This window comes from Rhodococcus sp. IEGM 1305, from assembly GCF_030058635.1.
In the GTDB taxonomy this organism is placed as follows: domain Bacteria; phylum Actinomycetota; class Actinomycetes; order Mycobacteriales; family Mycobacteriaceae; genus Rhodococcus_F; species Rhodococcus_F opacus_D.
In genome coordinates, this window is sequence record NZ_JASHKX010000002.1 from 105,509 (window position 1) to 130,507 (window position 24,999).

Genomic DNA, 24,999 nt, shown 5'->3' on the forward strand with positions numbered 1-24,999 from the left:
CCAGCGACGAACAGGAGACAACATGCTCGGAATCATGCTCGGACTCGGCGGAGCCGCAATCGGACTCGGAATCGGCGTCATGGCCCTCGGGGTCGGACTCCTTCTCAGTGACGCGACGATCAAGCACGATGTCGGCGAACTCCCCGACTGACTCCATGTGGGTCGACACCCGTCGGGGGCGGGTGCGGGCGCGAACAGCGGCCCGTACCCGCCACCCGCTGGCGTGGTTTCACTCGGTTCTGACCCGCAAACGCGGTGTTGCCGTCCAGACGCCGCCTGCCAGTGCCGGGGAGGTGCTCGAACGCCTCGCCGACATGCCGGTCAGCGTCTGGACCTACGGTTTCGATCACGATTCGGTGCGGCACCTGGGCCCGATGGCGCAGGATTTCGCCACCGCATTCGGTCTCGGTTCCAACGACCGACGGATCGCGATGGTCGACGCGAACGGGGTGTGCATGGCGAGCATCCAGGCCCTGTACCGGCGGGTCATCGCGCTCGAAGCGGAAGTGGAACGCCTGCGGAGGTAGCGTCCGAGTCCGGTTTTGCGTCCCGGCGTCCGCCCGGCCGCCACCAGTTGGCGTTGCCCAGCAGGTACATCGTGGCGGGCACCAGCACCATCCGCACGATCGTCGCGTCGATGAGGACCGCCGTCGCGAGGCCGACGCCCATCATCTTCACGGTCACGTCGCCGTCGAGTGCGAACCCGGCGAACACCGCCACCATGATCGCCGCGGCGCTCGTGATCACCCGGCCCGTCGACGCCAGTCCTTCGACGACGCTCCGGTGCGAGTCGCCCGTGTCGAGCCAGCGCTCGCGTATCCGGGAGAGCAGGAACACCTCGTAGTCCATCGACAGGCCGAACAGGATGGTGAACATCAGGATCGGCACCCAACTCGACACGGGAAGCGCATGCGGAAGTCCGAATAGCTGCGCGCCCCAACCCCATTGGAACACCATCACCATCACGCCGTAGGCGGCGGCCACCGACAGCAGGTTCATCACGGCCGCCTTCACCGCGACCACCGGCGCGCGGAACACGAACGTGAGCAGCACGACGGACAGTGCGACGACGAACGCGATCACCAGCCACAGCCGTTCGGCGAGGCGGGCGGAGATGTCGGCGAACGTCGCGGTGAGTCCGGTGACGTGGACGCCGTCGGCGGCGTCGGACCGGATCCGCTCCAGCAGTTCGGTGCTGCGGGGGTCGCTGGGACCGGTGGTCGGCTGCACCGAGATCAGCGCGGCCGTCGAGTCGGAGTTCAGTAGGACGGGCGTCACCGAGGCCACCCCGGGTTCGGCTGCCAGTTCACGCGCGATGGCCGGAAGTTCGGCTGCCGGAACCGTGTTCAGGTCGACCGCCACCATCAGGGGTCCGTTGGCGCCGGGCCCGAACTCGGTGTCGATCAGGTCGTACGCCTGACGGATCGTGTTGGCGGCCGGCGCGCTACCTGCGTCCTGCGGCCACGTCCGCATGCCCAGAACCGGAGCGGCCAGGAGCAGCAGCACGCCGAGCGCCGTCAGGGCCCACAGCCACGGGCGGCGGCTCACCCGGATCGCCCACCGTTCCGTCAGCGGCGACGTCGGGCGACGTTCGGCCCGGGCACGGGACCGCTTGCCCAGCACCCGCGTGCCCGCCAGCCCGCACAGTGCGGGCACCAGCGTGACCGAGGTGAGCATGACGATGCCGACCATCGCGAACGTGGCGTAGCCGAACGACGCGTACATCGGCAGCCCGGACAGTCGCAGCCCGAACAGGGAGACGAGGACTGTGGTGCCGGCGAAGATCACCGACGTCCCGGCCGTGGAGTTGGCCGCGGCGACGGCGTCCCGCACCGACATCCCGGACCGCAGGCCTTCGGTGTACCGGGTGACGAGCAGCAGCGCGTAGTCGATCCCGACGCCGATGCCGACCATCGTGGCGATGGTCGGGGCGATGGTGCTGATGCTGGTGAACCCGGCCATGATCGCGATGAGCCCCGACCCGATGCCCACGCCGACGAGCGCGACGGCCAGGGGCAGTCCGGCGGCCACCACGGAACCGAACGCGAACACCAGGATGATCAGCGCCAGGACCATGCCCACCGCCTCGGCGGTACCCGACGGCTTGGAGATGTTCTCCGGGACCTGCCCGCCCAGTTCCACCTGAAGTCCCTGCGCCTGAGTGTCGGCCACCGCGGCGTCGAGGGCGTCGACCCCTTCGCTGCCGTGGAAGTCGGTGACCGGGATGCGGTAGTTGAGGCTGATCACCGCGGTGTCGGAATCCTGGGACAGGCGGGGCGGCGACACGGAACTCACGCCGGTCACCTCCGCCAGCCTGGTGCCGAGATCGGCGAGGACCACGGGGTCGAGCGGGCCTTTCTCGGAGTGCACGACCACCCGCGCGTCCGCTCCCGACATCTCCGGGAATCGCTCGGTCAGCAGATTCGTCCCCTGCTGCGACGGCAGACCGGGCACGTTGTAGTCGTCGTGGTTGGTTCCGCCGAACGCGGACGCGGCGGCAAGCACCAGGACGAGCAGCGTCAGCCACGCGGCGATCACCCGCCAGGGACGGGTGGCGGCAGCCGAGCCGAGGCGCGCGAGCAGGGAACTCATGGGGGAGCCTCCAGGAAAGCCGGTTGGTTCTGTCGCCTCCGACTCTGCGCCCGGCGGCTAGTGGCCCACTTGGAACTCGCTTGGGCGGGTGGTCACCCGGGTGCGCGCGGCCTCCACCCACGCCGGGCAACCGCAGCGTTCGGCCAGTTCGAGTGCCGCCGCGTAGTGCCTGCGGGCGTCCTCGGGGCGGCCGAGGAGCATCTCGAGGTCGCCGAGAATGGTGTCGACGGGGCCGACCGCGAACGCCGCCGTGTCGCCGCCGCCGATCTGGCCGCTGTACGGGCTCAGCTCCGCGTGCACCGCGGGCGCCTCGTCCCGCTCACCCAGCCCCGCGACGACGATGCCCCGCAGCGACATCATCAGGGAATGGAAGAAGTCGCGGCGGACGGGGCGGAGGTGACGCCGGACCTGCCGCGCCCGGTCCGGTTTGCCGTTGCCGAGTAGTGCGAGGGCGTGCAGATCGGCGATCACGTCCATCGCGGCACTGTCGACGGTCTCGATCACCGTTTGGAGTTCTCCGGCGCGTCCCTCGGTGAGCCGGAGCGTGAACAGCGCGAGGGCGAAGACGCTGTCCGCGTCGAGGCCCGCCCGGGTCATCAACTCGTGGCCGCGCCCGTAGTGTCGTTCCGCCGTGGCCAGATCGCCGGTGAGGTGTGCGACCATCGCGCGGCTCATCTCCCGGGTCGCCTGTGCCTGCTGGAACTGATACCGGTCCGCCAGCTCCGACTGGATGCCCATGTGATGCTCGATCGCCGGGATGTCACCGTTGCCGGACGCGATCTCGGCCAGCAGGTGGTGGCCGAGCATGGTGAACACGGGAAGCTGCGTCCGGTCACCGATCCGGAGCAGCTCGTCGCCGATGACGTGGTGGCCGAGCGTGCTGGTCGGGGAACCGGTGCCGGCGTGGACGGCGCAGAGCACCAGCCCGAGCAGCACCGGATCGTCCAGGTCACGGGCGAGAGTCTCGGCCTCCCGGACCGCGGAACCGGTGCGCTCGTGGTCCTCCGCCCCGATCTCGTGGACGAGGGTGACCAGCAGCCGGCACCGCACCGCCGGTTCCAGTTCCTCGTCCCGCAGCAACGCCTCGATCTGATCGACGACGGCCGTGTCCACTTCGCCGTATCGCCGATTGATCCACGGAGTCGGGGTGTCGACGAACGCGAGCGCCCGGATCGCCAGGTCGGTGCGTCCCGCGTCCCGCGCGAGCGCGAGAGCCCGGTTCCGTGAGCGGGATCCCGCCAGTCCGATGCCGGCGGCGAGTTGCGTGCGACTCAGCTCGGTGAGGATCTCGACGCGCTCGTCCACGGACGCCGCCGCGTCCGGCGGCAACCGGTCGGCCGCTCGAAGGGCGTTGTCGAGGAAGCCGATCTCCGCCTCGTGGGCATAGCGGTCGGCGGCTTGCGCCGCGGCCGCGACATTGTGGTCGAGGGCCTGCCGTGCGGTGGCGGCGGACAGCGCCTCGGTGAAGTGGTGGGCGAGAGCCGCGACATCGTGCGGCCGCAACTCCTCGAGTGCCGTCCCGACCCGCGCGTGCCAGCGGCTCCTGCGCAGCCGGGTGAGGTCGGAGTAGAGCGTGTCGCGGACGAGGGCGTGCGTGAACCGGACCGTCCCGGCGCGCGGCTCACCGAGAAGACCGGCGATCACGCCCAACTCGAGGGCGTCGAACACGGTGTCCTCGTCGACCTCGGCGGCGCGGGTGAGGACGTCGATGTCGGATTCGCGGCCCACGACCGCGGCCAGCCGCAGGACGGACACGGCGAGTTCGGGGAGACGGGCGATCCGCCGGCGCAGGACGTCCCGCACCCCCTCCGGTACCTCCGACGTGGCCACCAGTTCGCCCTCACTGGCCAGGAGCCGGGCGCTCTCCTGCAGGTAGAACGGGTTTCCGCCGGTCCGGTCGGCGAGCGCGCGGAGGGTGTCGGGATCGGGGTCGCGTCCCGCCACCTGCCGGATCAGCTCCGCCGAATCGCCGGGTCCGAGTCCGCCGAGGCGGATGCGGGTCGGTTGCAGCGCCGCGAGATCGGCGAAGCAGCTCTCCAGGTTCGGGTCCACCTCGTCCGGGCGGAACGCGAGGAGCAGCAGGATCGGCGACCGCTGCTGCGCGAGCCGCACGAGGATCGACAGGGTGTCCTCGTCGGCGCGGTGAATGTCGTCGAGGACGACGGCGAGAGGGCCGTGCTCGCGGACGGTCCCGATGTAGTCGGCGACGGCGCGGTGCAGCAGGAACCGTCCGCTCGGATCGTCCGGTCGCGCCGCGTGCGAACGGTCGTCGGAGAGCAGGGGTGCCAGCGCGTCGGTCTCGGCGCCGGGGTCGACCGTTTCGCGCAGTGCGCGCAGGATCTCCACCCACGCCCAGGCGGGTGGGGCGCCGTCCACTTCGGGGCAGCGACCCACCGCCACCTGCCACCCCGCGTCGTGCAGTGTTCGACGGAACCGGCGCAGCAGGGACGACTTCCCGGATCCGGCGTCGCCTCCGAGGAGGACCACGGGGGTGCCGGGGTCGGTCATCAGGTCGGTCAGGGTCGCCAATTCCTCGCTGCGGCCGAGGAACCAGGGGTCCGGCGTCGTGTCGACCGGCCCGGCGGCGAGGGCGGGTGCGGGTGCGGCCGGGACGGTGCCGGTGAGGATCTGTCGTTCGAGTTCCGTCAGGGCGGGACCGGGGTCGAGGCCGAGTTCGTTCGCAAGCCGGCCGCGGGCCTCGCGCAACGCGGCCAGGGCGTCGGCCTGTCTCCCACTGCGGTGCAAGGCCAGGGCGAGCAATCGCCAGCCCTCTTCCCGGAGCGGGTGGTCCCGGGTGAGGGCCTGCGCGTCGAGCACGGCGCCGGCCGCATCCCCGCTCGCGACGGCCGCCGACACCAGACGTTCGCGCGCGACTACCCGCAGTTCCTCGAGCCGGGCGATCTCGGCGAGAGCCCAGTGCTCACCGGCCACCTCGGCGAATGCCGGTCCTCGCCACAGGCTCAGCGCGTGTTCGAGGTCCGCGCGCCCGGTGTCGGCAGCCGACCGGATCAGGGTCTCGAACTCCCACGCGTCGACGCCGGATGGGGGCAGGACGAGCGCGTAACCCGGGGCCCGGCTCACCAGGACGGTGGAGTCCGCCCGGGGCGCGCGGTGCGGTTCCAGCGCCCGCCGCAGATTCGAAATGTATGCCTGAAGTGCACCGACCGCCCGCGGTGGGGGAGCGCCGTGCCAGAGGTCGTCGATGAGCCGATCCACCGGCACCACCTCGCCGTGCGCGACGAGCAGTAGCGCGAGCACGGCGCGCTGGCGGGGGCCGCCGAGGTCCACCGCCCCCGATTCGTCCTCCGCCTCGAACGTCCCGAGTACTCGAATGCGCAGCATCGTGCAGCAAGCGTAAGCACTAGTGGCCTCCAAGTCCTCTCCAAGACGCCGAACCGACCCTGAATGCATGACTACGTCAACTGCTCACACAGTCCGTCCCGACACCCGCGAGATGGTGGTGGTCCACAACTGCTTCCGTCGGCAGTTCGCCGCGCTGCCCGTACTCGTCCGGGGCGTTCCCGCCCGAGACACCGCCCGTGCCGGGGAGGTGGTGACGTTCTTCGAGGAACTCGCCACCGCCCTCCACCACCATCACACGAGTGAGGACGACCTGCTGTGGCCGAAGCTGCTCGACCGCGCGCCCACCGACGCGGCGCTGGTGCTGCGAATGGAGGAACAGCACGAACGCCTCTCCGAACTGCTGTCGCGGGCGCAGTCGCAGGGCGCCGCGTTCACGGCGGATGCGGTGGACGGCGAACCGCTGGCGAAGACACTGACCGCGCTGTCCGCCGCGCTCGACGAGCACCTCGGCGAGGAGGAACACCGCATCCTCCCGATGGCGGAGCGGTTCATGACGCTCGCCGAGTGGCAGGAGATGGGCGACCGTGGCCGCGCGTCGATCCCCAAGGACCGGCTCCTGGTGTTCCTCGGCTTCATCCTCCAGGGTGCGACCCCCGAGGAGCGCCGAATGTTCCTGTCCGAGATGCCCTTCGCGGCCCGAATGGCGTGGTCGATCCTGGGCCGCCGGGCATTCCGCAAGGACTACCGGCGGATCTACCGCACCGAACCGGCCGCCTTCTGACGCCGGATCACCCTGCGCCGCAGCCGGCCCCGGCTGGTGCGCTCCCAGAGGCTCGGCGGTGTGCGTTCGGGGTCCATCAGTTCGTTCTCCGCGAGCGGACTGTCCTCGTCCTCGACCGTCTCCGGCTCGAACTTCTCGAGCGTCCGGCCACCGCCGCGCAGCGCCTCCACGGTGCCCAGGAACGACGACGTCTGTGCCAGCGTGTCCTCGAACAGTGTCGCCGGAACACCGAGGTGCTCGCAGACGAGCTGACGGCGAATACCGAGAATGGTCCGCCGCAGCTCGTCACCGTTCGCCGTGTCGGCGGTGACCTCGACTGCCAGATCGCACTCGGTGTCGAACCCCATCGACCGGTTGTTGAGGTTCGACGAACCCACGCGCAGGAGACGGTCGTCCATCACCAGCACCTTGGCGTGGACGTAGATCGGCTCACCACCCGCCGTGACGGGGTAGTAGACGCCCAGCCGGTTCCCGGTATCAGCCTGCCACAACAGGTGCAGTAACCGGCGGCGGGCGCCGTCCATGGCCTTCTGCTCGAGCCAGCCGTCGGCATTGCGCGGCAGCACCAGCACGATCTCCGGTCCGTCCGGTTCGCGTAGTCGCTCGGCGATCGCCTCGGCGAGGGTGCGGGAGGCCAGGTACTGGCTCTCGATGTACAGCGACCGCTCGGCGCCCGCGATCGCAGCCAGATACAGGGCCTCGATCTCCCGGACCTCGTCCCGGTCGGACAGTTCCGGCAGCGTGCGCGCGATGCCCACGTCCACGGAGCGCATCGCCGGCTTCAGCCCCTCCGGCCACGGCGTCCTCCCCGCGATGTCGTCGACGGGCGCCAGATCCTGCCCCGTTGCCGCCTTCCACCGGGTGCGGGCGAGCTCGCCGATGGCCTTCGCCGCGTCCCCGTCGACGGCGGTCGTCGCGTCGTGCCACGGCCCGTACCGCCTGCCGTTCGGCTGCGTCCGGTAATGGTTGCGGTCCCGATGTTCCGGGGTGTCCCATCGGTCCACGGTCATGTCGATGCCGCCGCAGAACGCGAGCGCGTCGTCGATGACGACGATCTTCTGGTGGTGCGCCGAGCCGACCGGGTGGGCGGCGTCGAGTTCGAAGTGCAGGCGGCGGTCGGTCACCCAGTTGACCACGAAGATCGGCGTCATGCCACGCCCGATCGCGGTGAAGGCCCCGATGTTCCATTTGAGCAGGTAGATGTCGAGATCCGGGCGTTCCCGCGTCAGCCACGCCAGGAACCGGCCGAGCTGGTTGGGGCCGTCGAGCGTCTTCTCGTCCGGCTCGAACTTGATCCTCGTGTCGAAGTCCCAGCCGATGAGAATGATGCGCCTGCGGGCCTGCAGCATCGCGGACTTGGCATGACGGAAGTAGTCCGCCGCATCGACGATGCACGCGAGACGATCGGCGTGGGCAACCTGCCAGCACGTGTCACCGGGAGTCAGGATCGGGCCGTCGTCGCTCATGTCTCTTCTGCTCCCCGTCTCGTTCGTCCGCCCGTCCCCTGCGGGTGGACGATTCACAGTACTGCGCCACCCCCACCCAGCTACCGTTGAGAGGTGCGGAGGTGGTGGCGCATCGTGGCGTTGCTCGCACTGGTCAGCGTGCTGTGGGCACCAACTGTCGGTGCGGATCCGCTGCGGGCCGGATCGAGCCCCGGCACGGTCGTCGCCTCGTCCGAATTGCCGGCGGAGCTCTGGCTCCGCGGAACCGGCAGTGCCTACCGGATGACGTACCTGACCACCGACCGGCACGGCATCACCCCGTGCACCGGAATGGTGTTCGTGCCGCCCGGTTCACCGCCCGCCGGGGGCTGGCCCGTCATCGCGTGGGCGCACGGAACGGTCGGGGACTCCGACGCCGACGCACCCTCCGTGACCGGGGTCGACAGGGAATCCTCCGACTACGTGAGCAGCTGGCTGCAACTCGGTTACGCCGTCGCCGCCACCGACTACGTGGGCCTGGGCACCCCCGGGGTGCCGCCCTACCTCGACGGGAAGGTCGCCGGGCGCAGCGTCGTGGACTCCGTGCGCGCCGCCCGCGAGGTCGACGCCGACCTCTCCGCCACGTGGATGGCGGTCGGGCTGTCCCAGGGCGGGCAGGCCGCGGTGTTCGCCGCACACGCCGCCACGTCGTACGCGCCGGAACTCGACTACCGCGGGGCAGTCGCCAACGGGGTGCCGTCGAACATCGAGATGGTGGCGAACTGGAGCGGTCCCTCGTTTCCGCCGCAGGGCCTCGCCGGACTCACCGTGTACATCTCGTATCTGATCGCCGGGGTCCGTGACGCGTATCCGGAGCTGGACATCGACAGCTATCTGACGCCGGTCGGGAAGCAGTTCGTGGACGCTGCTCCCGAAGTACCGTTCCGGCAGTTCGCGGCCATGACCCGGAACGTGTCGGTGGCGCAGATGCTGTCGCGGGCACTCGACGTCCCGGCGCTGCAGGACGCGCTGCGCGAATATCTCGCGGTCCCGGTCGCGGGGTACGACCGTCCGCTGCTGCTCGTGCAGGGGGTCACCGACGCTTCGGTGCCGATCCCGCTGACGGAGAAGCTGGTCTCCGAGATGCATAGTGCAGGAACAGCTCTCGACTATCGGGTGTACTCGGGTGGTCACTTCGGCAGCATGTACCAGGCCGGCCCCGACCAAGCGGCGTTCATCGCCTCGCTGATCAGGTAGGGCGCGCCGATCCGGCCGGCACGCCGAGGTGCCGGGTGAGCTCGCGGGCCGCGGCCTGCCCGGCCCGGTTCGCGCCGATCGTCGACGACGACGGTCCGTAGCCCACGAGATGAATCCGCGGATCCGACGCCACCTGGGTGGCCAGGCGTCCCGTCATCGTGATCCCGCCGCCCGGCCCGCGCAGCCGCAGCGGGGCAAGATGATCGAGTGAACTGCGAAACCCGGTGCACCACAGGATCACATCGACCTCCAGTTCGCGGCCGTCGGACCACCGGACGCCGTCCGCGGTGATCTCGCTGAACATCGGCTGCCGCGCCAGCACCCCGCGTTCGCGGGCGGCGCGGATCGCAGGCGTCACGGGCAGGCCCGTCACCGACACCACCGAGCCCGGCGGCAGCCCGCGACGGACCCGGTCCTCGACGAGAGCGACGGCGGCGCGGCCGATCTCGGGCGTGAACGGCTCGTCCCGGAACTCCGGCGGGCGGCGCGTCACCCAGGTGGTGGTCGTGACGCGGGAGATCTCGTCCAGCAACTGCACCGCCGAGATGCCGCCGCCGACGACGAGCACGTGCTGTCCCGCGAAGTCCTGCGCCGAGGAGTAGTCCTTGGTGTGCACTTGGCGGCCGGCGAACGACTCGGCGCCGGGGTACCGGGGAATGAAGGGGCGTTCCCACGTACCCGTCGCGTTGATCAGACCGCGGGCCGATACGACGCCGCGGTCGGTCTCGATCCGCAGACGCTCGCCGCGGGCACACACCACCCGCGTGTGCACGGGACGGTGCACCGGCAGTTCGAACTGTTTCTCGTACGTCGCGAAGTACTGGGGAACCGCGGCCGCCGCATGCACCAGTGCGGCCTCCGGGTCGTTCGGGTCCACGCCGATCGTGTCGGCGAAGCCGAGCCCGGGAAGGTCGTGGACACCGTTGACGGTGCTCAGTGTCAATGACGGCCACCGGAACTGCCACGCGCCGCCGGGCCCCGGGGCGTGATCGAGCACCACGAAACCGGATTCCGGTTCCACCCCGAACCTGCGCAGATAGTAGGCGGCAGACAGCCCCGCCTGCCCCGCGCCGATCACGGCCACGTCCACATCGCTGTTCATGTCGGTCCTCACCTCCACCCTCACAACTACCGGAGAGCCTCGTGTGTTCCGGCCGATTCGGTTGTGGTTGGCTGACAGACGTCCAGTCGGGTGGGCAGGGGAGAATTCGTCAGTGGACAGCAATCACGAAGAAAGCGAGTGGACATGATCGGGACGAGTCGTGACGGCGACGTCTTCACCCTCGAACTGCAACGCCCCGACCGTCGCAATGCGTTGAACACCGAGATCTGCGAACTCCTGCGGGAGGAAACCGAGAAGTCCGTCACCGACGGCGCGCGGGTGATCGTCCTCACAGGGCAGGGCAGCGCGTTCTGCGCCGGCGCCGACCTGTCGGGCGACGTGTACGCCGACGGATTCACGGACACCCTGCTCGAGATGCTGCACACCATCGACTCGGTGCCCGTCCCCGTCATCGCCGCGATCAACGGCCCCGCGATCGGCGCGGGCAGCCAACTGGCGCTCGCCGCGGATCTGCGTGTGGTCGCTCCCGAGGCGCGCTTCGCCATCCCGGCCGCCAAGCTCGGCATCTCCGTGGACCGGTGGACGGTGCACCGTCTGGCCGCCCTGATCGGCGGCGGACCGGCACGAACGATCCTGCTCGGCGCGGAAGAGGTCGGCGCCGACGAGGCGCTCGGGCACGGCCTCGCCAACAAGCGCGGCGACCTCGCCGTCGCGCGGCAGTGGGCGCACTCGATCGCGCGCCTGGCGCCGCTGTCGCTGCAACACCTCAAGATGGTGCTCAACGACGACGGCACCCAGAGCCCGCCGCCGCCCGAGCAGCTCGCGGCGTTGCATGCGGCGTGGAAGAGCTACGACGCGCAGGAAGCGCGCGCCGCGCGCGCCGAGAAGCGTCCGCCGGTGTTCCGGGGTCAGTAGCCGCTCGCCGCACCTTTCCCGCACGCGTGGTTACAGTTGTCGGGGTGAAAGCGAAGAACGCTGTGACGACAGTTCTGGCCACCGCCGCCCTCGGGTGGCTGACGCGGGCCGCGTGGGGGCTTCCGTCTCAGATCGGTGCGTCGCGTGCCAAGGTGCGCCCGTACGCCGCGACGTCGCCGCGGTACCGCGACCGGCAGTTCCACAACACCGATCCGAGCAGCACGATGATGCCCGGATCGGAGTCCGGGATCGTCAAGGCACTGATCACGCGGGGCAGCGCGGGCCGCCCGCGCAGGCCGATCCCGCTCGCCACACCCCTCGCGCCCGTCGAGGCCGCCGACGCAGCGGTCACCTGGTACGGCCATTCGAGCGTGCTCGTCGAGGTCGACGGGTACCGGGTGCTGGCCGACCCGGTGTGGAGTCATCGCGTGTCGCCGTCCGCGATTCTCGGTCCGTCCCGCATGCACCCGACCCCGGTGCCGCTGGCCGACCTGCCCGTTCTGGACGCCATCGTCATCTCGCACGACCATTACGACCACCTCGACATGGCCACCGTGCAGCAACTCGCCGCCACCCAGAAGGCGCCGTTCGTCGTTCCGGTGGGGCTCGGCGCGCACCTGCGTCAGTGGCGGGTGCCGGAGGAGCGGATCGTGGAACTCGACTGGGACGAGTCGACCACACTCGGCGAACTCACGCTCACGTGCACCGAGGCCCGGCACTTCTCCGGCCGCGGGCTGGTGCGGAACACCACCCAGTGGGCGTCGTGGGTGCTCGCCGGACCCAACCGGAAGGTGTTCTTCGGAGGCGACAGCGGGTATACGCCGCGATTCGCCGACCTGGGCCGCCGGTACGGACCGTTCGATCTCACACTCCTGCCCGTCGGCGCCTACGACACGCGGTGGGCCGACATCCACATGAACCCGGAGGAGGCGGTGCAGACGCACGCCGACCTCAACGGCGGCGACGGCACCCGTGGACTGCTGGTTCCGGTGCACTGGGCCACGTTCAATCTCGCGTTCCACTCGTGGTCCGAGCCGATCGTCCGGTTGCTCGCCGCCGCGCAGGACAAGGGCACCCCGGTGGCCGTCCCGATGCCCGGACAGCGCATCGACGCGTTGAAGCCGACGGCCCAGACACCGTGGTGGTCCGCGCTCGGCTGAGTCCGGCGCGCATCCCCTCCGAGCGAAGCCGCGTTGCGTAGCCTTTGACCATGGCATACGACGAAACGGGCACCGACTACGTTGCAGTCGTCGCAGTGGAGGGGCTGACGGCCGCCCAGGTGGCGGAGCGGGTGGCGGCAGGCAAGACCAACGACGTGCCCGATCGGGCCAGTCGATCGGTACGCGACATCGTGCGCGCCAACGTGTTCACCCGGATCAACGCGATCCTCGGTGTCCTCCTGATCATCGTGCTGGCCACCGGTTCGATCATTGACGGCATGTTCGGCCTGCTGATCATCGCCAACAGCGGGATCGGCATCATCCAGGAAGTGCGGGCCAAGCGGACCCTCGACAAACTTGCGATCGTCAGCCAGACCAAACCGGTGGTGCGCCGCGACGGGGCCGCCGTCGCGATGGCACCCCGGGAGGTCGTGCTCGACGACATCATCGAACTCGGCGCCGGCGACCAGATCGTCGTCGACGGTGTCGTGGTGGAGGCGATGTCCCTCGACATCGACGAATCCCTTCTCACCGGTGAGGCCGACCCCGTGCACAAGGACGCCGGCCAGCAGGTGCTGTCGGGAAGCTTCGTCGCGTCCGGCAGCGGCTGCTACCGCGCCACGAAGGTCGGAAGCGACGCGTACGCCGCCAAGCTCGCGGACGAGGCCAGCAAGTTCACGCTCGTGCACTCGGAATTGCGCAGCGGCATCGACAAGATCCTGAAATTCATCACGTACCTGATGATTCCGGCGGGACTGCTGATCATCTACAACCAGTTGTTCTCCAGCGGCGAGTCGATCCGGCCTGCGCTGAGCGGGATGGTGGCCGCGCTGGTCCCGATGGTCCCCGAGGGACTGGTGCTGATGACGTCGATCGCGTTCGCGGTCGGGGTGGTCCGGCTCGGTCAGCGGCAGTGCCTCGTGCAGGAGCTGCCCGCCATCGAAGGTCTCGCGCGCGTCGACGTGGTGTGCGCCGACAAGACCGGAACGCTCACCGAGAACGGCATGCGGCTGTCCGAACTGCGTTGCGCCGACAGCGCCGACACTGCACCGTCCCGTGCGGCCCTCGCCGCGATGGCGGCGTCCGACCCGCGGCCGAACGCCAGTGTCCTCGCGATCAAGGAGGCGTTTCCCGACGACCCCGGGTGGGGTGACGCTACGGCGGACGCACCGTTCTCGTCTGCCAAGAAGTGGAGCGGGCAGTCGTACGGCGCCCACGGCAACTGGGTCCTCGGTGCGCCGGACGTGCTGCTCGACCCCGGCAGCGACATGGCCCGGCAAGCCGAGGACGTGGGGTCCTCGGGACTGCGGGTGCTCCTGCTCGGCAGTTGCGACGTTCCGGTCGACCACCCCGCGGCGCCGGGCGCGATCACACCCCGGGCACTGGTGATCCTGGAGCAGCGGGTGCGTCCCGACGCCCGCGGCACCCTCGAGTACTTCGCGAGCCAGAACGTCACGGTGAAGGTCATCTCGGGGGACAACGCCGTGTCGGTCGGTGCGGTGGCCGGATCGCTCGGACTGCCCGGCGGCGACCGTCCCGTCGACGCCCGCGCACTGCCCGACGACCGCGACGCCCTCGCCGAGACCCTGGAGACGTCCACCACGTTCGGCCGCGTGCGCCCCGATCAGAAGCGGGAGATGGTGGGGGCCCTGCAATCTCGCGGGCACACCGTCGCGATGACGGGCGACGGTGTCAACGACGTGCTCGCCCTCAAGGACGCCGACATCGGGGTGTCGATGGGCTCGGGCAGCCCCGCCACCCGCGCGGTGGCGCAGATCGTGTTGCTGGACAACAAGTTCGCGACCCTGCCCTACGTGGTGGGTGAGGGCCGTCGGGTGATCGGCAACATCGAACGCGTCTCGAACCTGTTCCTCACCAAGACCGTGTACTCGGTGCTGCTGGCGTTCCTCATCGGCATTACCGGTGTGCTGTCGCAGATCTTCCACTTCGAGCCCGTGCCGTATCCGTTCCTGCCGCGGCACGTGACGATCGCCGCCTGGTTCACCATCGGCATTCCCGCGTTCATCCTGTCGCTGGCCCCGAACAACGAGCGGGCGCGCTCCGGGTTCGTGCCGCGCGTGATGCGTCTCGCCGTGCCGTCGGGCGTGATCATCGGTGTCACGACGTTCATTTCGTATCTTCTCGTCTACGCGGGACCGGATCAGACGGAGACGGAGAAGGTCCAGGCGAGCACGTCGGCACTGATCACGCTCATCATGATCGCGCTGTGGGTGCTGGCGGTGGTCGCGCGGCCGTACGTGTGGTGGAAACTGGTGCTGATCTTCGGATCCGTAGCGGGATATCTCATCCTGTTCGCGTTGCCGTTCACACGGGAGTTCTTCAAGCTCGATCCGACGAACGTCGGAGCCACCACGTCCGCGCTCGTCTGCGGGCTCGTGGGAGTGGTTCTCGTCGAGATCGGTTGGTGGGTGACGGGCCGCCTGCACGGTGAGCATCGCCGCCTGTTCGCCGCGCCGGAAGACCTGCCGGGCGTGCACTGACGCGAGTACCGCTCGCGACGATTCGAACGGTTGGCGTCGCCGAGTCAATGCTGTGAGACTGGTGGCACGGCGAGTGATCGAACTCGCGCGGACAGTGCGTGCGCATGCACCGGAGGAGGAAGAACGATGAGTTTCGTCGACACACTGAAGGGCCTGCTCGGCAAGGGGAGGGAAGCCGCTTCGCAGAACGCGGACAAGGTTCACGGCGCCATCGACAAGGCCGCCGACGTCGCGGACAGCAAGACCGGCGGCAAGTACAGCGACAAGATCGACAAGGCCGCCGACGCGGCGAAGAAGGCTGTTCCTCCGAAGGAGTGAACACTTCTCGTACAGACGCGCGTGGGCCCCGGTTCTCGGACCGGGGCCCACGCGCGTCTTCGGAGATGACCCGCACACGGCGGGCGGGCGCGGCAGAATCGGTGTCGTGAACGGCGTCCTCGTGCTCCTCGTCATCATCGCGGCCATTGCCGTGACGAGTTTCGCGAAGCGCCGCGACCTCCAGGCGCCGCTGGTCCTCGTCACCATCGGGTCGGTGGCGTCGTTCATCCCCGGGATGCCGCGGCTCGAACTGGACCCGGACGCGATCCTCGGTGTGGTGCTGCCGCCGCTGCTGTACTCCGCGGCGCTCAAGTTCTCGGTGGCCACGTTCCGGCGCCACCTCGCACCGATTCTCCGGCTGGGGATCTTCACCGTCCTGGCGACCGCCATCGGGGTGGCCTTCTTCGCCAACTGGCTGGTCCCCGAATTCACCCTCGGCGCCGCGCTGGTCCTCGGCGCCGTCGTCGCGCCGACGGACGCGGTCAGTGCCGTCGCGGTCGGCCGCAGGCTCGGCCTGCCGAACCGGGTGATCGCAATCCTCACCGGCGAGGGACTCGTCAACGACGCCACCGCGCTGACCGTGTTCACCGTCGCCGTCTCCGCCGTCGTCGGGGCGAAGATCCCGGTCCATCCCGTCGTGTTCTTCGGCTACGAGGTGGTCGGCGGGGTCCTGATCGGGCTGGTGCTCGCGAAGATCGTCGAGTGGGTGCGCCATCGCATGTACGACTCCCCGCTGGAAACGGTGCTGGGGCTGATGCTCCCGTTCGCCGCCTACCTCGCCGCCGAGGAGGTGCACGCGTCCGGTGTGCTGTCGGTGGTCGCCGCGGGGTTCCTGATGGGGCACAAGGCCACCGACGCCTCCGTGGCCACCCGCATCCAGGAACGGTCGCTGTGGGAGAGCGTCGATCTCCTGCTCGAGATGTTCGTGTTCGCCTACATGGGACTGCAACTGAAGTTCGTCATCGACGACGTCCGCGACCAGGGCCTACCGGTGCACCACGTCTTCTTCTACGGCTTCGCGGTCCTCGCCGTGGTCATGGCGATACGGCCGGCGTGGATCCTGCTGCACTGGCTGCGCCGCCGAGTCGGGCTGGCGATCGAGGCGCCCGGCGGCTCGGTGGAACTCGGGTGGCGGGAAAGCCTCGTCGTGTCCTGGGCGGGGATGCGCGGGGTCGTCACCCTCGCCGCCGCGTCCGGTGTGCCCGTGGTGATCGCGAGCGGACAGCCGTTCCCGGGACGCGAGGTGATCCAGGCGATCGCGTTCGTCGTGGCCGTCGGCACGCTACTGATCCAAGGTGCCACCATGCCGCTGCTGATCCGGAAACTCGATCTGGCGGATCCCGGCGAACGCGAGCGCGAGGAGGAACAGGTGAAACTGGCCCGCGCGATCTCCCGCGACGCAGGCGAACGGGCGCTCGTCGACTTCACCGAACACCCGCCGGAGGGAATCGACCGAGCCGACCTGACCGACATCCTCGAACGGGTGCGGCGGTCGATGCGGGCCAGGCTCCAGGCCGAGGAGGCGGAGGACGCCGCGGAGAAGCAGCGGGCCGGCGCACTGTTCGACCACTACCGTCGCGCCGCCCTGCGCGCGCAGCGCGAGGCGATCATCGCCGCCCGCGACGCGGGAACGCTCGACGACGAGGTGATGCGTAGCGTGTTGGAAGGCCTCGATGTGGAGGAGGCAGCAGCCGAGGAGCGGGTGCGGAGACGTCGCGAATGAGGTGCGAGGTGGGTGTGCGTCCGGTGCGAACCGCCGTGGTCGCACTTACCGCTGTCGTGGCGCTGACCGCTTGCACCACGGACGAGGCGTCCCCGAGCCCATCTCCCACCACCTCGGTGGCCGCACCCTCCGCCCCTTCCGTTCCGCAGGCGCCGACAGGGGATCAGCGTGGCGCTCTGATCAGCCAGGAGCCGGTGCCCGACATCGATCCGGCGATCACCGCCCTCGGCGCGACGGCCACACGGGTCGTCTACCGGTCGACGTCCGGTGTCGACGGCGGCGGCTCGGAGGTCGTGGGCACGGTGTTCACTCCGGCCGGCCCCGCACCGGACGGCGGCAGGCCCGTCGTCACGGTCGGGCACGGCACCACGGGCGTCACCGACGAGTGCGCCCCCTCGTCGTCACCGACCCTGCTGGGCACGACGAACCTCGTCCGCCCGCTGCTGCAGCGGGGCTACGTCGTGACCGTCACCGACTACCAGGGACTCGGCACCGACGGCCCGCATCCCTACCTCGAACCCGACACCGCCGCCTACGACCTGATCGACGCGGTCCGGGCCGCGCGCAACGTGGTGCCGGAGGCGTCGACGCGCTGGGCGGCGATCGGGGTCTCGCAGGGCGGTCAGGCGTCGTGGTCCGCGGCCGAGCACGCCGAGAACTACGGCGACGGGCTCGAGTTCGTCGGCTCGGCGAACCTGTCACCCGCGGCCGATCTGTCGGGGATCGTCGCCGACGGGACCGTCGAACCACTGTCGTTGCCGCAGAAGATGTTCCTCCCGTACCTCCTCGAGGGACTGAAGGTGGTGCACCCCGAGCTGAATCCGGACGACTACATGCGCGGCGCCCTCGCCGCCACACCCGACGTCACGCTGTCGTGCGTCGCCGCGAAACTCCCCGAGAAGTGGACGGTGGCAACCCAACTCACCCCGGCCGACACGGGACCGCGGACGGAGGCCGACGCCGAGCGCATGCGAGGATGGCTCGAGGACATCGCCGTGCCGAAGAACGGCGCGGGCGGGCCGATGCTCGTCGTGGTGGGAGAGCGGGACAACCTCATTCTGCCGCAATGGACTTCGCAGGCCGTCGACCGCGCGTGCGCACTCGGCGACATCGTCGAGTTCGACTCCCGGCCCGGGGAAGGGCACGCCGACGGGCGCTCCGTCCCCGGCGCGGTGCAGTGGATCGCCGACCGCTTTGCCGACGTGCCCGCCCCCGACACGTGTCCCGAGGGAGGAACACCGTGAAGAAAGCCGACCTCGAACGGCTGCGGACGCTGTGCCTCGCCCTGCCCGAGGCGACGGAACGGGTCAGTCACGGCGAACCGGCGTGGTTCGTCCGCAAGGCGCCGCAGTTCGCGTCACTCGCCGACCGCCACCACGACGACCGGGTGGCGTTCTGGGCGGCGGCTCCGCCGGGCGCGCAGCAGGATTGGGTGCAGCGTGACCCCGGCAGGTTCTTCGTCCCGCCGTACGTCGGGGGACGCGGGTGGATCGGCGTCTATCTCGACGTCCCGCAGGACTGGGACGACGTCGCCGACATCGTCGAGGACGCCTACCGCGCCGTCGCCCCGAAAACCCTGATCGCCCGACTGGACGCCGGCGAATGACGGGAACCGTCGTCGCCGTCGTCGCGTTGCTCGTCCTCATTCCCGTCGTCGCGTTCACCGCCGTGTGGCTGCGCGCCCGGCGCGAGCTGACGACACCCACCGAACGGGCCGTTCACACGACCCTCCACACGGCGTCGCTGGCGGCGCGGCCGTTGCGGCGGGGGCTGGACGAGACGTCAGCGGAGGAGGCCGCGCCGCACCTTCGCCAGCTGACCGGCGCGCAGGCGCTGGGTGTCTTCGACGCCGGCGGTGACCTCCTCGCGTGGAGCGGACCGCACGAGGCCATGACCGAACAACTGCACGACGCGGCCGCCCGCGCCGTCGACGGGGAGCGTCGGGTGCTCGTCGCGTACGGCGGCCTCGTCCGGGGCGCGGGTGACAACGCGGTGCGAGGGTTGATCGCCCAGCCCCTGCTCATCGAGGCCATCGGCGTGGTCGGGGTCCTCGGCATCGTCACCACGGAAGACCCCGGCCCGGGCATGCTCGGCGCCGTCACGGAAGTCGCCCGGTACGCGTGCAGCCAGATCGAACTCGCCGACCTCGACGCGTCCCGCGCCCGACTCGACCGCGCCGAGGTCCGGGCGCTGCGCGCACAGATCAGCCCCCATTTCATCTACAACGCGCTGAACACGGTGGCGTCGTTCGTCCGCACCGACCCCGATCGCGCCCGGGAGCTGATCCTCGAGTTCGCCGACTTCACGCGGTACTCGTTCCGTTCGGCGGGGGAATTCACCCTGCTCGCCGACGAACTGCGCAACATCGACCGGTACCTCACCCTCGAGCGCGCCCGGTTCGGCGACGCCCTCGCCGTGAAATTGCAGGTGGCGCCGGAGGTGCTGAACGTGGTGCTGCCGTTCCTCGCGCTGCAACCGCTGGTCGAGAACGCGGTGCGGCACGGAATCGCCGCCAAACCGGACGGCGGCACCGTCAGCATCGTCGCCGCCGACGAGGGCACCGACTGCGTGATCAGCGTCGAGGACGACGGCGTCGGCATGGATCCCGAACTGCTGCGGTCGGGGTCGCTGGACTCGGTGGCCGAGACGTCGGGGGTGAAGGAGGCGGCGCACGTCGGGCTCGCCAACGTCGACGACCGCCTGCGCGCCGCGTTCGGCGACGACTACGGACTCGTGGTGGAGACCGCCCCCGGTGCGGGCACCAAGGTGAGCATGCGTGTCCCGAAGTTCCGGCGGGGGATCTCGACATGAACAGGGAGGGTCCGTGCGACGATTGCTGTCGTTGTGAACCACACTGACGACAAGTCTCCGGACGCACCCCTCACCGTGCTGGCCGTCGACGACGAGAAACCCGCCCTCGACGAGCTGGCGTTCCTGCTGCGCGCCCAGGACGCGGTCGGGGACATCCGGACCGCGGGAGATGCCACCACGGCGCTGCGCATCCTCCGCGACGGCGAGATCGACGCCGTCTTCCTCGACATCAACATGCCCGGACTCGACGGACTCGAGCTGGCCGGGATCCTCGCGAATTTCGCGTCCCCACCGCAGGTGGTGTTCGTGACCGCCCACGACGACCGGGCCGTCGCCGCCTTCGACCTCGGAGCCGTCGACTATCTCCTCAAACCCCTGCGCGAGGAGCGGCTGGCGGAATCCGTGCGCCGCATCGTCGAGGGGCGCCGCCGGCGGGTCGACGCGGGACCGGCCGCCCCCACCGACGAGGTGATCCCGGTCGAACTCGGCGGTATCACCACACTCGTGCACCGGTCCTCCGTCGAGTGGGTCGAAGCGGACGGCGACTACGCCCGACTGCACACCGCGGACGGCTCCCACCTCGTCCGCATCCCCATCTCGGCGCTCGAGACGCGCTGGGCGGACGCCGGGTTCCTGCGGGTCCACCGCTCGTACCTCGTCGCGTTGCCGCGGGTCACCGGAATCCGGACCGTCGGCAACGGTCTCGTCGTGTGCCTCCGCGCGCACGGCGACCACCCGCCCGTCGAACTGCCCGTCAGCCGCAGGCACACCCGGATGCTCAAGGACCGGCTGGTCCGGGCGCCGAAGCAAACCTGGACCGCGCGATGAGTTCGCCCGAGCGGGTGCGGGTCGTCCTCGCCCAGCGCCGCGGTGCGCGGATCGTCCGCACCCGCGTCGAGGTGCAGGAACAGACCGCGGTCGGGGACGCGATGATCCGGGGGCTCGTGCGCACCCAGCTCGTGCTGGCCGTCAGGCTCGCGCTCCTCGCGGCGTGCCTGCTGTGGGCGGTGCCGCTCGTGATGTTCCTGTTCCCGGCGTTGTCGGACGTGGCGGTGCTGGGGATCCGGCTGCCGTGGGTGGTGCTCGGGGCGCTCGTGTACCCGGTGCTCCTGACCACCGGCTGGATCTACGTGCGGCAGGCCGAGCGCAACGAACAGGAATTCGCCGACCTGGTGGACGACTGAGCATCCCGTGACCCCCGACCAACCCATTCCCTGGCTGACCCTGGCCGGGCTCGCCGCCGCCGCGATCGCGACGGTGGCCATCGGCATCTACGGAGTGCGGTTGGCGCGCACCACCTCCGACTTCCTCGTCGCGTCCCGCAGCGTCGGACCGCGGTGGAACGCCGCCGCCATCTCCGGCGAGTACCTCTCGGCCGCATCCTTTCTCGGCGTCGCCGGCCTCATCGCGAAATACGGTGCGGACGCCCTCTGGTACCCGATCGGGTTCACGGCCGGCTACCTCGGGCTGCTGCTGTTCGTCGCCGCACCGCTGCGACGCTCCGGCGCGTACACGGTGCCCGACTTCGCCGAGTTCCGGCTCGGCTCCCGCCGGCTCCGCACCCTCGCGATGCTCGTCGTCGCCGCCGTCTGCGCGCTGTACCTCGTCCCGCAACTCCAGGGCGCAGGGCTGACCCTGAACATCCTGCTCGGGGTGCCGACCTGGGTCGGGGCCGTCGTCGTCGGGCTCATCGTCATCGCCAACGTGGTGGGTGGCGGCATGCGGTCCATCACATTCGTCCAGGCCTTCCAGTACTGGCTCAAACTCACCGCGGTCGCGATCCCGGCGCTGGTGCTGTCGGTGTACTTCTTCGGCGACCACCACGAGCTGGGCGCGGCCGCACCCCCCACCGTGAGCGAACAGACCACCGTCGACATCACCACCGACGTCGTCGTGCAGGTGTCCGAACCGGTGACCGTCGGCGGGTCGGGGACGATCGACGGGGCCGCGGCGACCGGTGACGTTCTCCTCGAGCCGGGCGAGCATCACCTCGGCGAGGGCACGTCGATGACCCTCGAGGCGGGCGCCCCGGTGCCCGTGGTCGCGGGCGCTCCCGCCGACAACTCCGACTGGATCGCCCCCGGCTGGGGATTCGGCGGCGACCACCCGATGTACCAGGTGTACTCGCTGATCCTCGCCACGTTCCTCGGCACGCTCGGGCTGCCGCACGTGCTCGTCCGGTTCTACACCAACCCCGACGGGCGGGCCGCGCGGCTGACGTCGCTGGCCGTGGTCGGGCTGCTCGGAGTGTTCTACCTGTTCCCGACGCTGCTCGGGGTGTTCGCCCGGCTGTACGTGCCGCAACTGCTCATCACCGGCACGTCCGACGCCGCGGTCCTGCTGCTGCCCGGCTCCGTGATCTCCGGGTGGGCCGGGCAACTCCTCGCCGCACTGGTGGCCGCCGGGGCCATCGCGGCGTTCCTGTCCACGTCGTCCGGTCTGCTCGTCAGCATCGCCGGGGTCCTCAGCACCGACGTCCTACGCGGACGGATCCGGGACTTCCGCATCGCCGCAGTCCTGGCCGGGGCGGTGCCGCTGGTGCTGTCGCTGGCGGTGACGTCGCTGGACCTGTCGCGCACGGTGGGGCTGGTGTTCGCGGTCGCGGCGTCGACCCTCTGCCCGCTGCTCGTGCTCGGCATCTGGTGGCGTGGTCTGACCGCCGCCGGGGCTGGTGCCGGGATGGTCGCAGGCGGGCTCGTCGCCGGCTGTGCCGCCGGGATCTCGGTGCTCGGCGGCTTCACCGTCGACGTCTGGAACGGCTGGCCCGCGGCGATGGTCGCGTATCCGGCCGCCGTCAGCGTTCCGCTGGCCTTCGTCACGATGGTGCTGGTCAGCAAGGTGACGAAGCGTCAGATTCCCGCCGACCTCAGCCGGATCTTCACCCGCATGCACGCCCCCGAGCGCCTCGAGGTGGGCTCCGACCGCGAGAGGGAGCTCCGCTCCCCGTGAGCCTTTTTGGTAGCTCCCGCAACCAGAAAGGCGCACGGGTGGCGGAGCCGCTTGTCGCGGTCGGGTGACCGTTCGGCGCACAGTCCGGCAGCTCGCCGTGTGACAGACACCACAACCTATTTCTGTGACTCAACTCTCACTAACGTCGGTAACCAGTTCACTTCACACGACCAAGGAGTCTGCAGTGACCACAGCCGATCTCAGTGAGGGCGCACCGCAGAAGCGGAGCGCTCCTGATGCGCAAGCCTTCGTAGACATGCAGGCGAGCCCCGAGTTCCAGGAGTTGCGACACCGCCTGCGTAGTTTCGTCTTCCCGATGACGGCGTTCTTCCTCGCCTGGTACGCGGCGTACGTCCTGCTGGCCACGTACGCGCCCGAGTTCATGGCCACCAAGGTGATCGGCAACATCAACCTCGGCATCATCCTCGGTCTCGGCCAGTTCGTGACCACGTTCGTGATCACCGCGCTGTACGTCAAGTTCGCCAACCGGGAACTCGACCCGCGCTCCGCCGCGATCCGCGACGAGCTGGAAGGACCCCTCAAGTGATCACCACGCTCGCAGTCGGCACCGACGTCGGCAACCCGCTCCTCAACATCGCCATCTTCGTGGCGTTCGTCGTGATCACGATGACCATCGTGATCCGGGCGAGCCGCACCACCAAGAAGGCCTCGGACTTCTACACCGGCGGCGGTCAGTTCTCCGGACCGCAGAACGGTTTCGCCATCGCCGGCGACTACCTGTCGGCCGCCTCGTTCCTCGGCATCGCCGGCGCCATCGCCGTGTACGGCTACGACGGCTTCCTGTACTCGGTCGGCTTCCTCGTCGCCTGGCTGGTGGCCCTGCTGCTGGTCGCGGAACTGCTCCGCAACACCGGCCGGTTCACGATGGCGGACGTGCTGAGCTTCCGCCTCAAGCAGCGTCCCGTGCGGATGGCCGCGGCGCTGTCCACACTGGTGGTCTCGTTGTTCTACCTGCTCGCGCAGATGGCAGGAGCCGGCGGACTCGTCGCCCTGCTGCTGAACATCGACGGCAAGGTCGGTCAGGGCGTCGTCGTCGCGGTCGTGGGTGTGCTGATGATCGTGTACGTGCTCGTCGGCGGCATGAAGGGCACCACCTACGTGCAGATGGTCAAGGCGGTGCTGTTGGTCGCCGGAGCCGGCATCATGTTCTTCCTCGTGCTGTTCGCGGTGCGCGGCAACTTCTCCCAGCTGCTCGCCGACGCCCAGGCGACGGTCAGCACTTCCACGAACGAGGCCATCGCGGGCCGCGACATCCTCGCTCCCGGCGCCAAGTACGGCATCAGCTCGATGAGCAAGCTCGACTTCATCTCGCTCGGCATCGCACTCGTCCTCGGCACCGCGGGCCTGCCGCACGTGCTGATGCGGTTCTACACCGTCCCCACCGCCAAGGAAGCCCGCCGCTCCGTCACCTGGGCGATCGGACTGATCGGCGCGTTCTACCTGTTCACGCTCGTCCTCGGCTACGGTGCCGCCAAGATGGTCGGCCCCGACGTCATCCTCGCAGCACCCGGCAAGGAGAACGCGGCGGCGCCGCTGCTCGCGTTCGAACTGGGCGGCACCATCTTCCTGGCGATCATCTCCGCGGTCGCGTTCGCAACGATCCTCGCGGTCGTGGCGGGGCTGGCGATCACGGCGTCCGCGTCGTTCGCCCACGACATCTACGCCAGCGTCATCAAGCGCGGACACGCGTCGGAAGAGTCCCAGGTGCGGGTTTCCCGGATCACGGTCGTCGTGATCGGTCTCGTGTCGATCGTCCTCGGCATCATGGCCATGGGCCAGAACATCGCGTTCCTGGTGGCGCTCGCCTTCGCGGTCGCTGCCTCGGCCAACCTGCCGACGCTGCTGTACTCGCTGTTCTGGAAGAAGTTCAACACCACCGGCGCCCTGTTCAGCATCTACGGCGGCCTGGTCAGCTGCCTCCTGCTGATCGCGTTCTCCCCGGCCGTGTCCGGCAAGCCGTCGTCGATGTTCCCGAACGCCGACTTCGACTACTTCCCGCTCGCCAACCCGGGCATCGTCTCCATCCCGCTGGCGTTCGTTCTCGGCATCGTCGGCACCTACATCGGCCGCGGCAAGACGGAGGATCCCGCCAAGCAGGCCGAGATGGAGGTCCGCTCTCTCACCGGTGTCGGTGTGGAGAAGGCCGTCTCCCACTAATGCCTTCGGCCTGTGAGTACTTAT

Annotated in this window: 21 protein-coding genes; 17 read left to right on the forward strand and 4 right to left on the reverse strand. The window is 69.7% G+C overall.

What is annotated here, in order from left to right:
- Positions 1–22 precede the first annotated feature (22 nt).
- Both QM693_RS04350 and QM693_RS04355 read left to right on the forward strand, forming a co-directional pair.
- On the forward strand, positions 23–151 hold the full coding sequence (locus tag QM693_RS04350; RefSeq protein WP_009478066.1) for a hypothetical protein: 129 nt from the start codon (positions 23–25) through the stop codon (positions 149–151).
- Between the two features lie 4 nt (positions 152–155).
- Positions 156–527: a tail fiber domain-containing protein gene (locus tag QM693_RS04355; protein ID WP_283330767.1), complete on the forward strand. Its 372-nt coding sequence runs from the start codon at positions 156–158 to the stop codon at positions 525–527.
- On the opposite strand, the gene QM693_RS04360 is transcribed toward QM693_RS04355, so the two are convergent.
- Together QM693_RS04360 and QM693_RS04365 are read right to left on the reverse strand one after the other, a co-directional pair.
- Entirely contained in the window at positions 487–2,592 is a 2,106-nt protein-coding gene (locus QM693_RS04360; RefSeq protein WP_283351526.1) for an MMPL family transporter, read from the reverse strand. The two genes, QM693_RS04355 and QM693_RS04360, sit on opposite strands and share 41 nt — an antisense overlap.
- Positions 2,593–2,649: 57 nt before the next feature.
- Complete coding sequence (locus QM693_RS04365) at positions 2,650–5,934, reverse strand: ATP-binding protein (RefSeq protein WP_283351527.1); 3,285 nt, start codon at positions 5,932–5,934, stop codon at positions 2,650–2,652.
- A gap of 67 nt (positions 5,935–6,001) precedes the next feature.
- Here QM693_RS04365 and QM693_RS04370 point away from each other — a divergent pair, with 67 nt between their 5' ends.
- Positions 6,002–6,676 (forward strand): hemerythrin domain-containing protein, encoded by a 675-nt coding sequence (locus QM693_RS04370; protein WP_283351528.1) that lies wholly within the window; start codon positions 6,002–6,004, stop codon positions 6,674–6,676.
- Here QM693_RS04370 and QM693_RS04375 read toward each other — a convergent pair.
- The gene (locus tag QM693_RS04375) at positions 6,649–8,142 is read right to left on the reverse strand and encodes a phospholipase D-like domain-containing protein (protein ID WP_283351529.1); all 1,494 of its coding nucleotides are present in this window, start codon (positions 8,140–8,142) and stop codon (positions 6,649–6,651) included. The two genes, QM693_RS04370 and QM693_RS04375, sit on opposite strands and share 28 nt — an antisense overlap.
- Before the next feature lie 114 nt (positions 8,143–8,256).
- Here QM693_RS04375 and QM693_RS04380 point away from each other — a divergent pair, with 114 nt between their 5' ends.
- Positions 8,257–9,357 carry a lipase family protein gene (locus QM693_RS04380; RefSeq protein ID WP_283351530.1) on the forward strand — a complete coding sequence of 367 codons (1,101 nt, stop codon included), beginning with the start codon at positions 8,257–8,259 and terminating at the stop codon, positions 9,355–9,357.
- Here the strand turns inward: QM693_RS04380 and QM693_RS04385 are convergent.
- On the reverse strand, positions 9,350–10,459 hold the full coding sequence (locus QM693_RS04385; RefSeq protein WP_283351531.1) for an NAD(P)-binding domain-containing protein: 1,110 nt from the start codon (positions 10,457–10,459) through the stop codon (positions 9,350–9,352). The two genes, QM693_RS04380 and QM693_RS04385, sit on opposite strands and share 8 nt — an antisense overlap.
- A gap of 144 nt (positions 10,460–10,603) precedes the next feature.
- Here QM693_RS04385 and QM693_RS04390 point away from each other — a divergent pair, with 144 nt between their 5' ends.
- The 13 genes from QM693_RS04390 (at position 10,604) to QM693_RS04450 (ending at position 24,975) form a co-directional block, all read left to right on the forward strand.
- Positions 10,604–11,335, forward strand: a complete 732-nt coding sequence (locus tag QM693_RS04390) for an enoyl-CoA hydratase (RefSeq protein ID WP_283351532.1) — start codon at positions 10,604–10,606, stop codon at positions 11,333–11,335.
- Positions 11,336–11,379: 44 nt separating this feature from the next.
- Positions 11,380–12,495, forward strand: coding sequence for an MBL fold metallo-hydrolase (locus QM693_RS04395; RefSeq protein ID WP_283351533.1), 1,116 nt, complete (start codon positions 11,380–11,382; stop codon positions 12,493–12,495).
- 50 nt (positions 12,496–12,545) lie between these two features.
- Entirely contained in the window at positions 12,546–14,996 is a 2,451-nt protein-coding gene (locus tag QM693_RS04400; RefSeq protein ID WP_283351534.1) for an HAD-IC family P-type ATPase, read from the forward strand.
- A 126-nt stretch (positions 14,997–15,122) separates the two neighbouring features.
- Positions 15,123–15,314, forward strand: a complete 192-nt coding sequence (locus tag QM693_RS04405) for an antitoxin (protein WP_005244012.1) — start codon at positions 15,123–15,125, stop codon at positions 15,312–15,314.
- Between the two features lie 106 nt (positions 15,315–15,420).
- Positions 15,421–17,037: a Na+/H+ antiporter gene (locus tag QM693_RS04410; protein WP_283351535.1), complete on the forward strand. Its 1,617-nt coding sequence runs from the start codon at positions 15,421–15,423 to the stop codon at positions 17,035–17,037.
- Complete coding sequence (locus tag QM693_RS04415; RefSeq protein ID WP_283351536.1) at positions 17,034–18,281, forward strand: lipase family protein; 1,248 nt, start codon at positions 17,034–17,036, stop codon at positions 18,279–18,281. The genes QM693_RS04410 and QM693_RS04415 overlap by 4 nt, the downstream gene beginning before the upstream one ends.
- Positions 18,278–18,643 carry an MmcQ/YjbR family DNA-binding protein gene (locus QM693_RS04420; protein WP_283330778.1) on the forward strand — a complete coding sequence of 122 codons (366 nt, stop codon included), beginning with the start codon at positions 18,278–18,280 and terminating at the stop codon, positions 18,641–18,643. Before QM693_RS04415 ends, QM693_RS04420 begins: the two co-directional genes overlap by 4 nt.
- On the forward strand, positions 18,640–19,848 hold the full coding sequence (locus QM693_RS04425) for a sensor histidine kinase (RefSeq protein ID WP_280778555.1): 1,209 nt from the start codon (positions 18,640–18,642) through the stop codon (positions 19,846–19,848). The genes QM693_RS04420 and QM693_RS04425 overlap by 4 nt, the downstream gene beginning before the upstream one ends.
- 33 nt (positions 19,849–19,881) lie before the next feature.
- Positions 19,882–20,676 (forward strand): LytR/AlgR family response regulator transcription factor, encoded by a 795-nt coding sequence (locus QM693_RS04430; RefSeq protein ID WP_005244000.1) that lies wholly within the window; start codon positions 19,882–19,884, stop codon positions 20,674–20,676.
- On the forward strand, positions 20,673–21,032 hold the full coding sequence (locus QM693_RS04435; RefSeq protein ID WP_283351537.1) for a hypothetical protein: 360 nt from the start codon (positions 20,673–20,675) through the stop codon (positions 21,030–21,032). The genes QM693_RS04430 and QM693_RS04435 overlap by 4 nt, the downstream gene beginning before the upstream one ends.
- A gap of 7 nt (positions 21,033–21,039) precedes the next feature.
- Positions 21,040–22,797: a sodium/solute symporter gene (locus QM693_RS04440; protein ID WP_283351538.1), complete on the forward strand. Its 1,758-nt coding sequence runs from the start codon at positions 21,040–21,042 to the stop codon at positions 22,795–22,797.
- Positions 22,798–22,981: 184 nt separating this feature from the next.
- Complete coding sequence (locus QM693_RS04445; protein WP_105414256.1) at positions 22,982–23,344, forward strand: DUF485 domain-containing protein; 363 nt, start codon at positions 22,982–22,984, stop codon at positions 23,342–23,344.
- Positions 23,341–24,975, forward strand: a complete 1,635-nt coding sequence (locus QM693_RS04450) for a monocarboxylic acid transporter (RefSeq protein ID WP_283330781.1) — start codon at positions 23,341–23,343, stop codon at positions 24,973–24,975. The genes QM693_RS04445 and QM693_RS04450 overlap by 4 nt, the downstream gene beginning before the upstream one ends.
- The last annotated feature ends 24 nt before the right edge of the window (positions 24,976–24,999 follow it).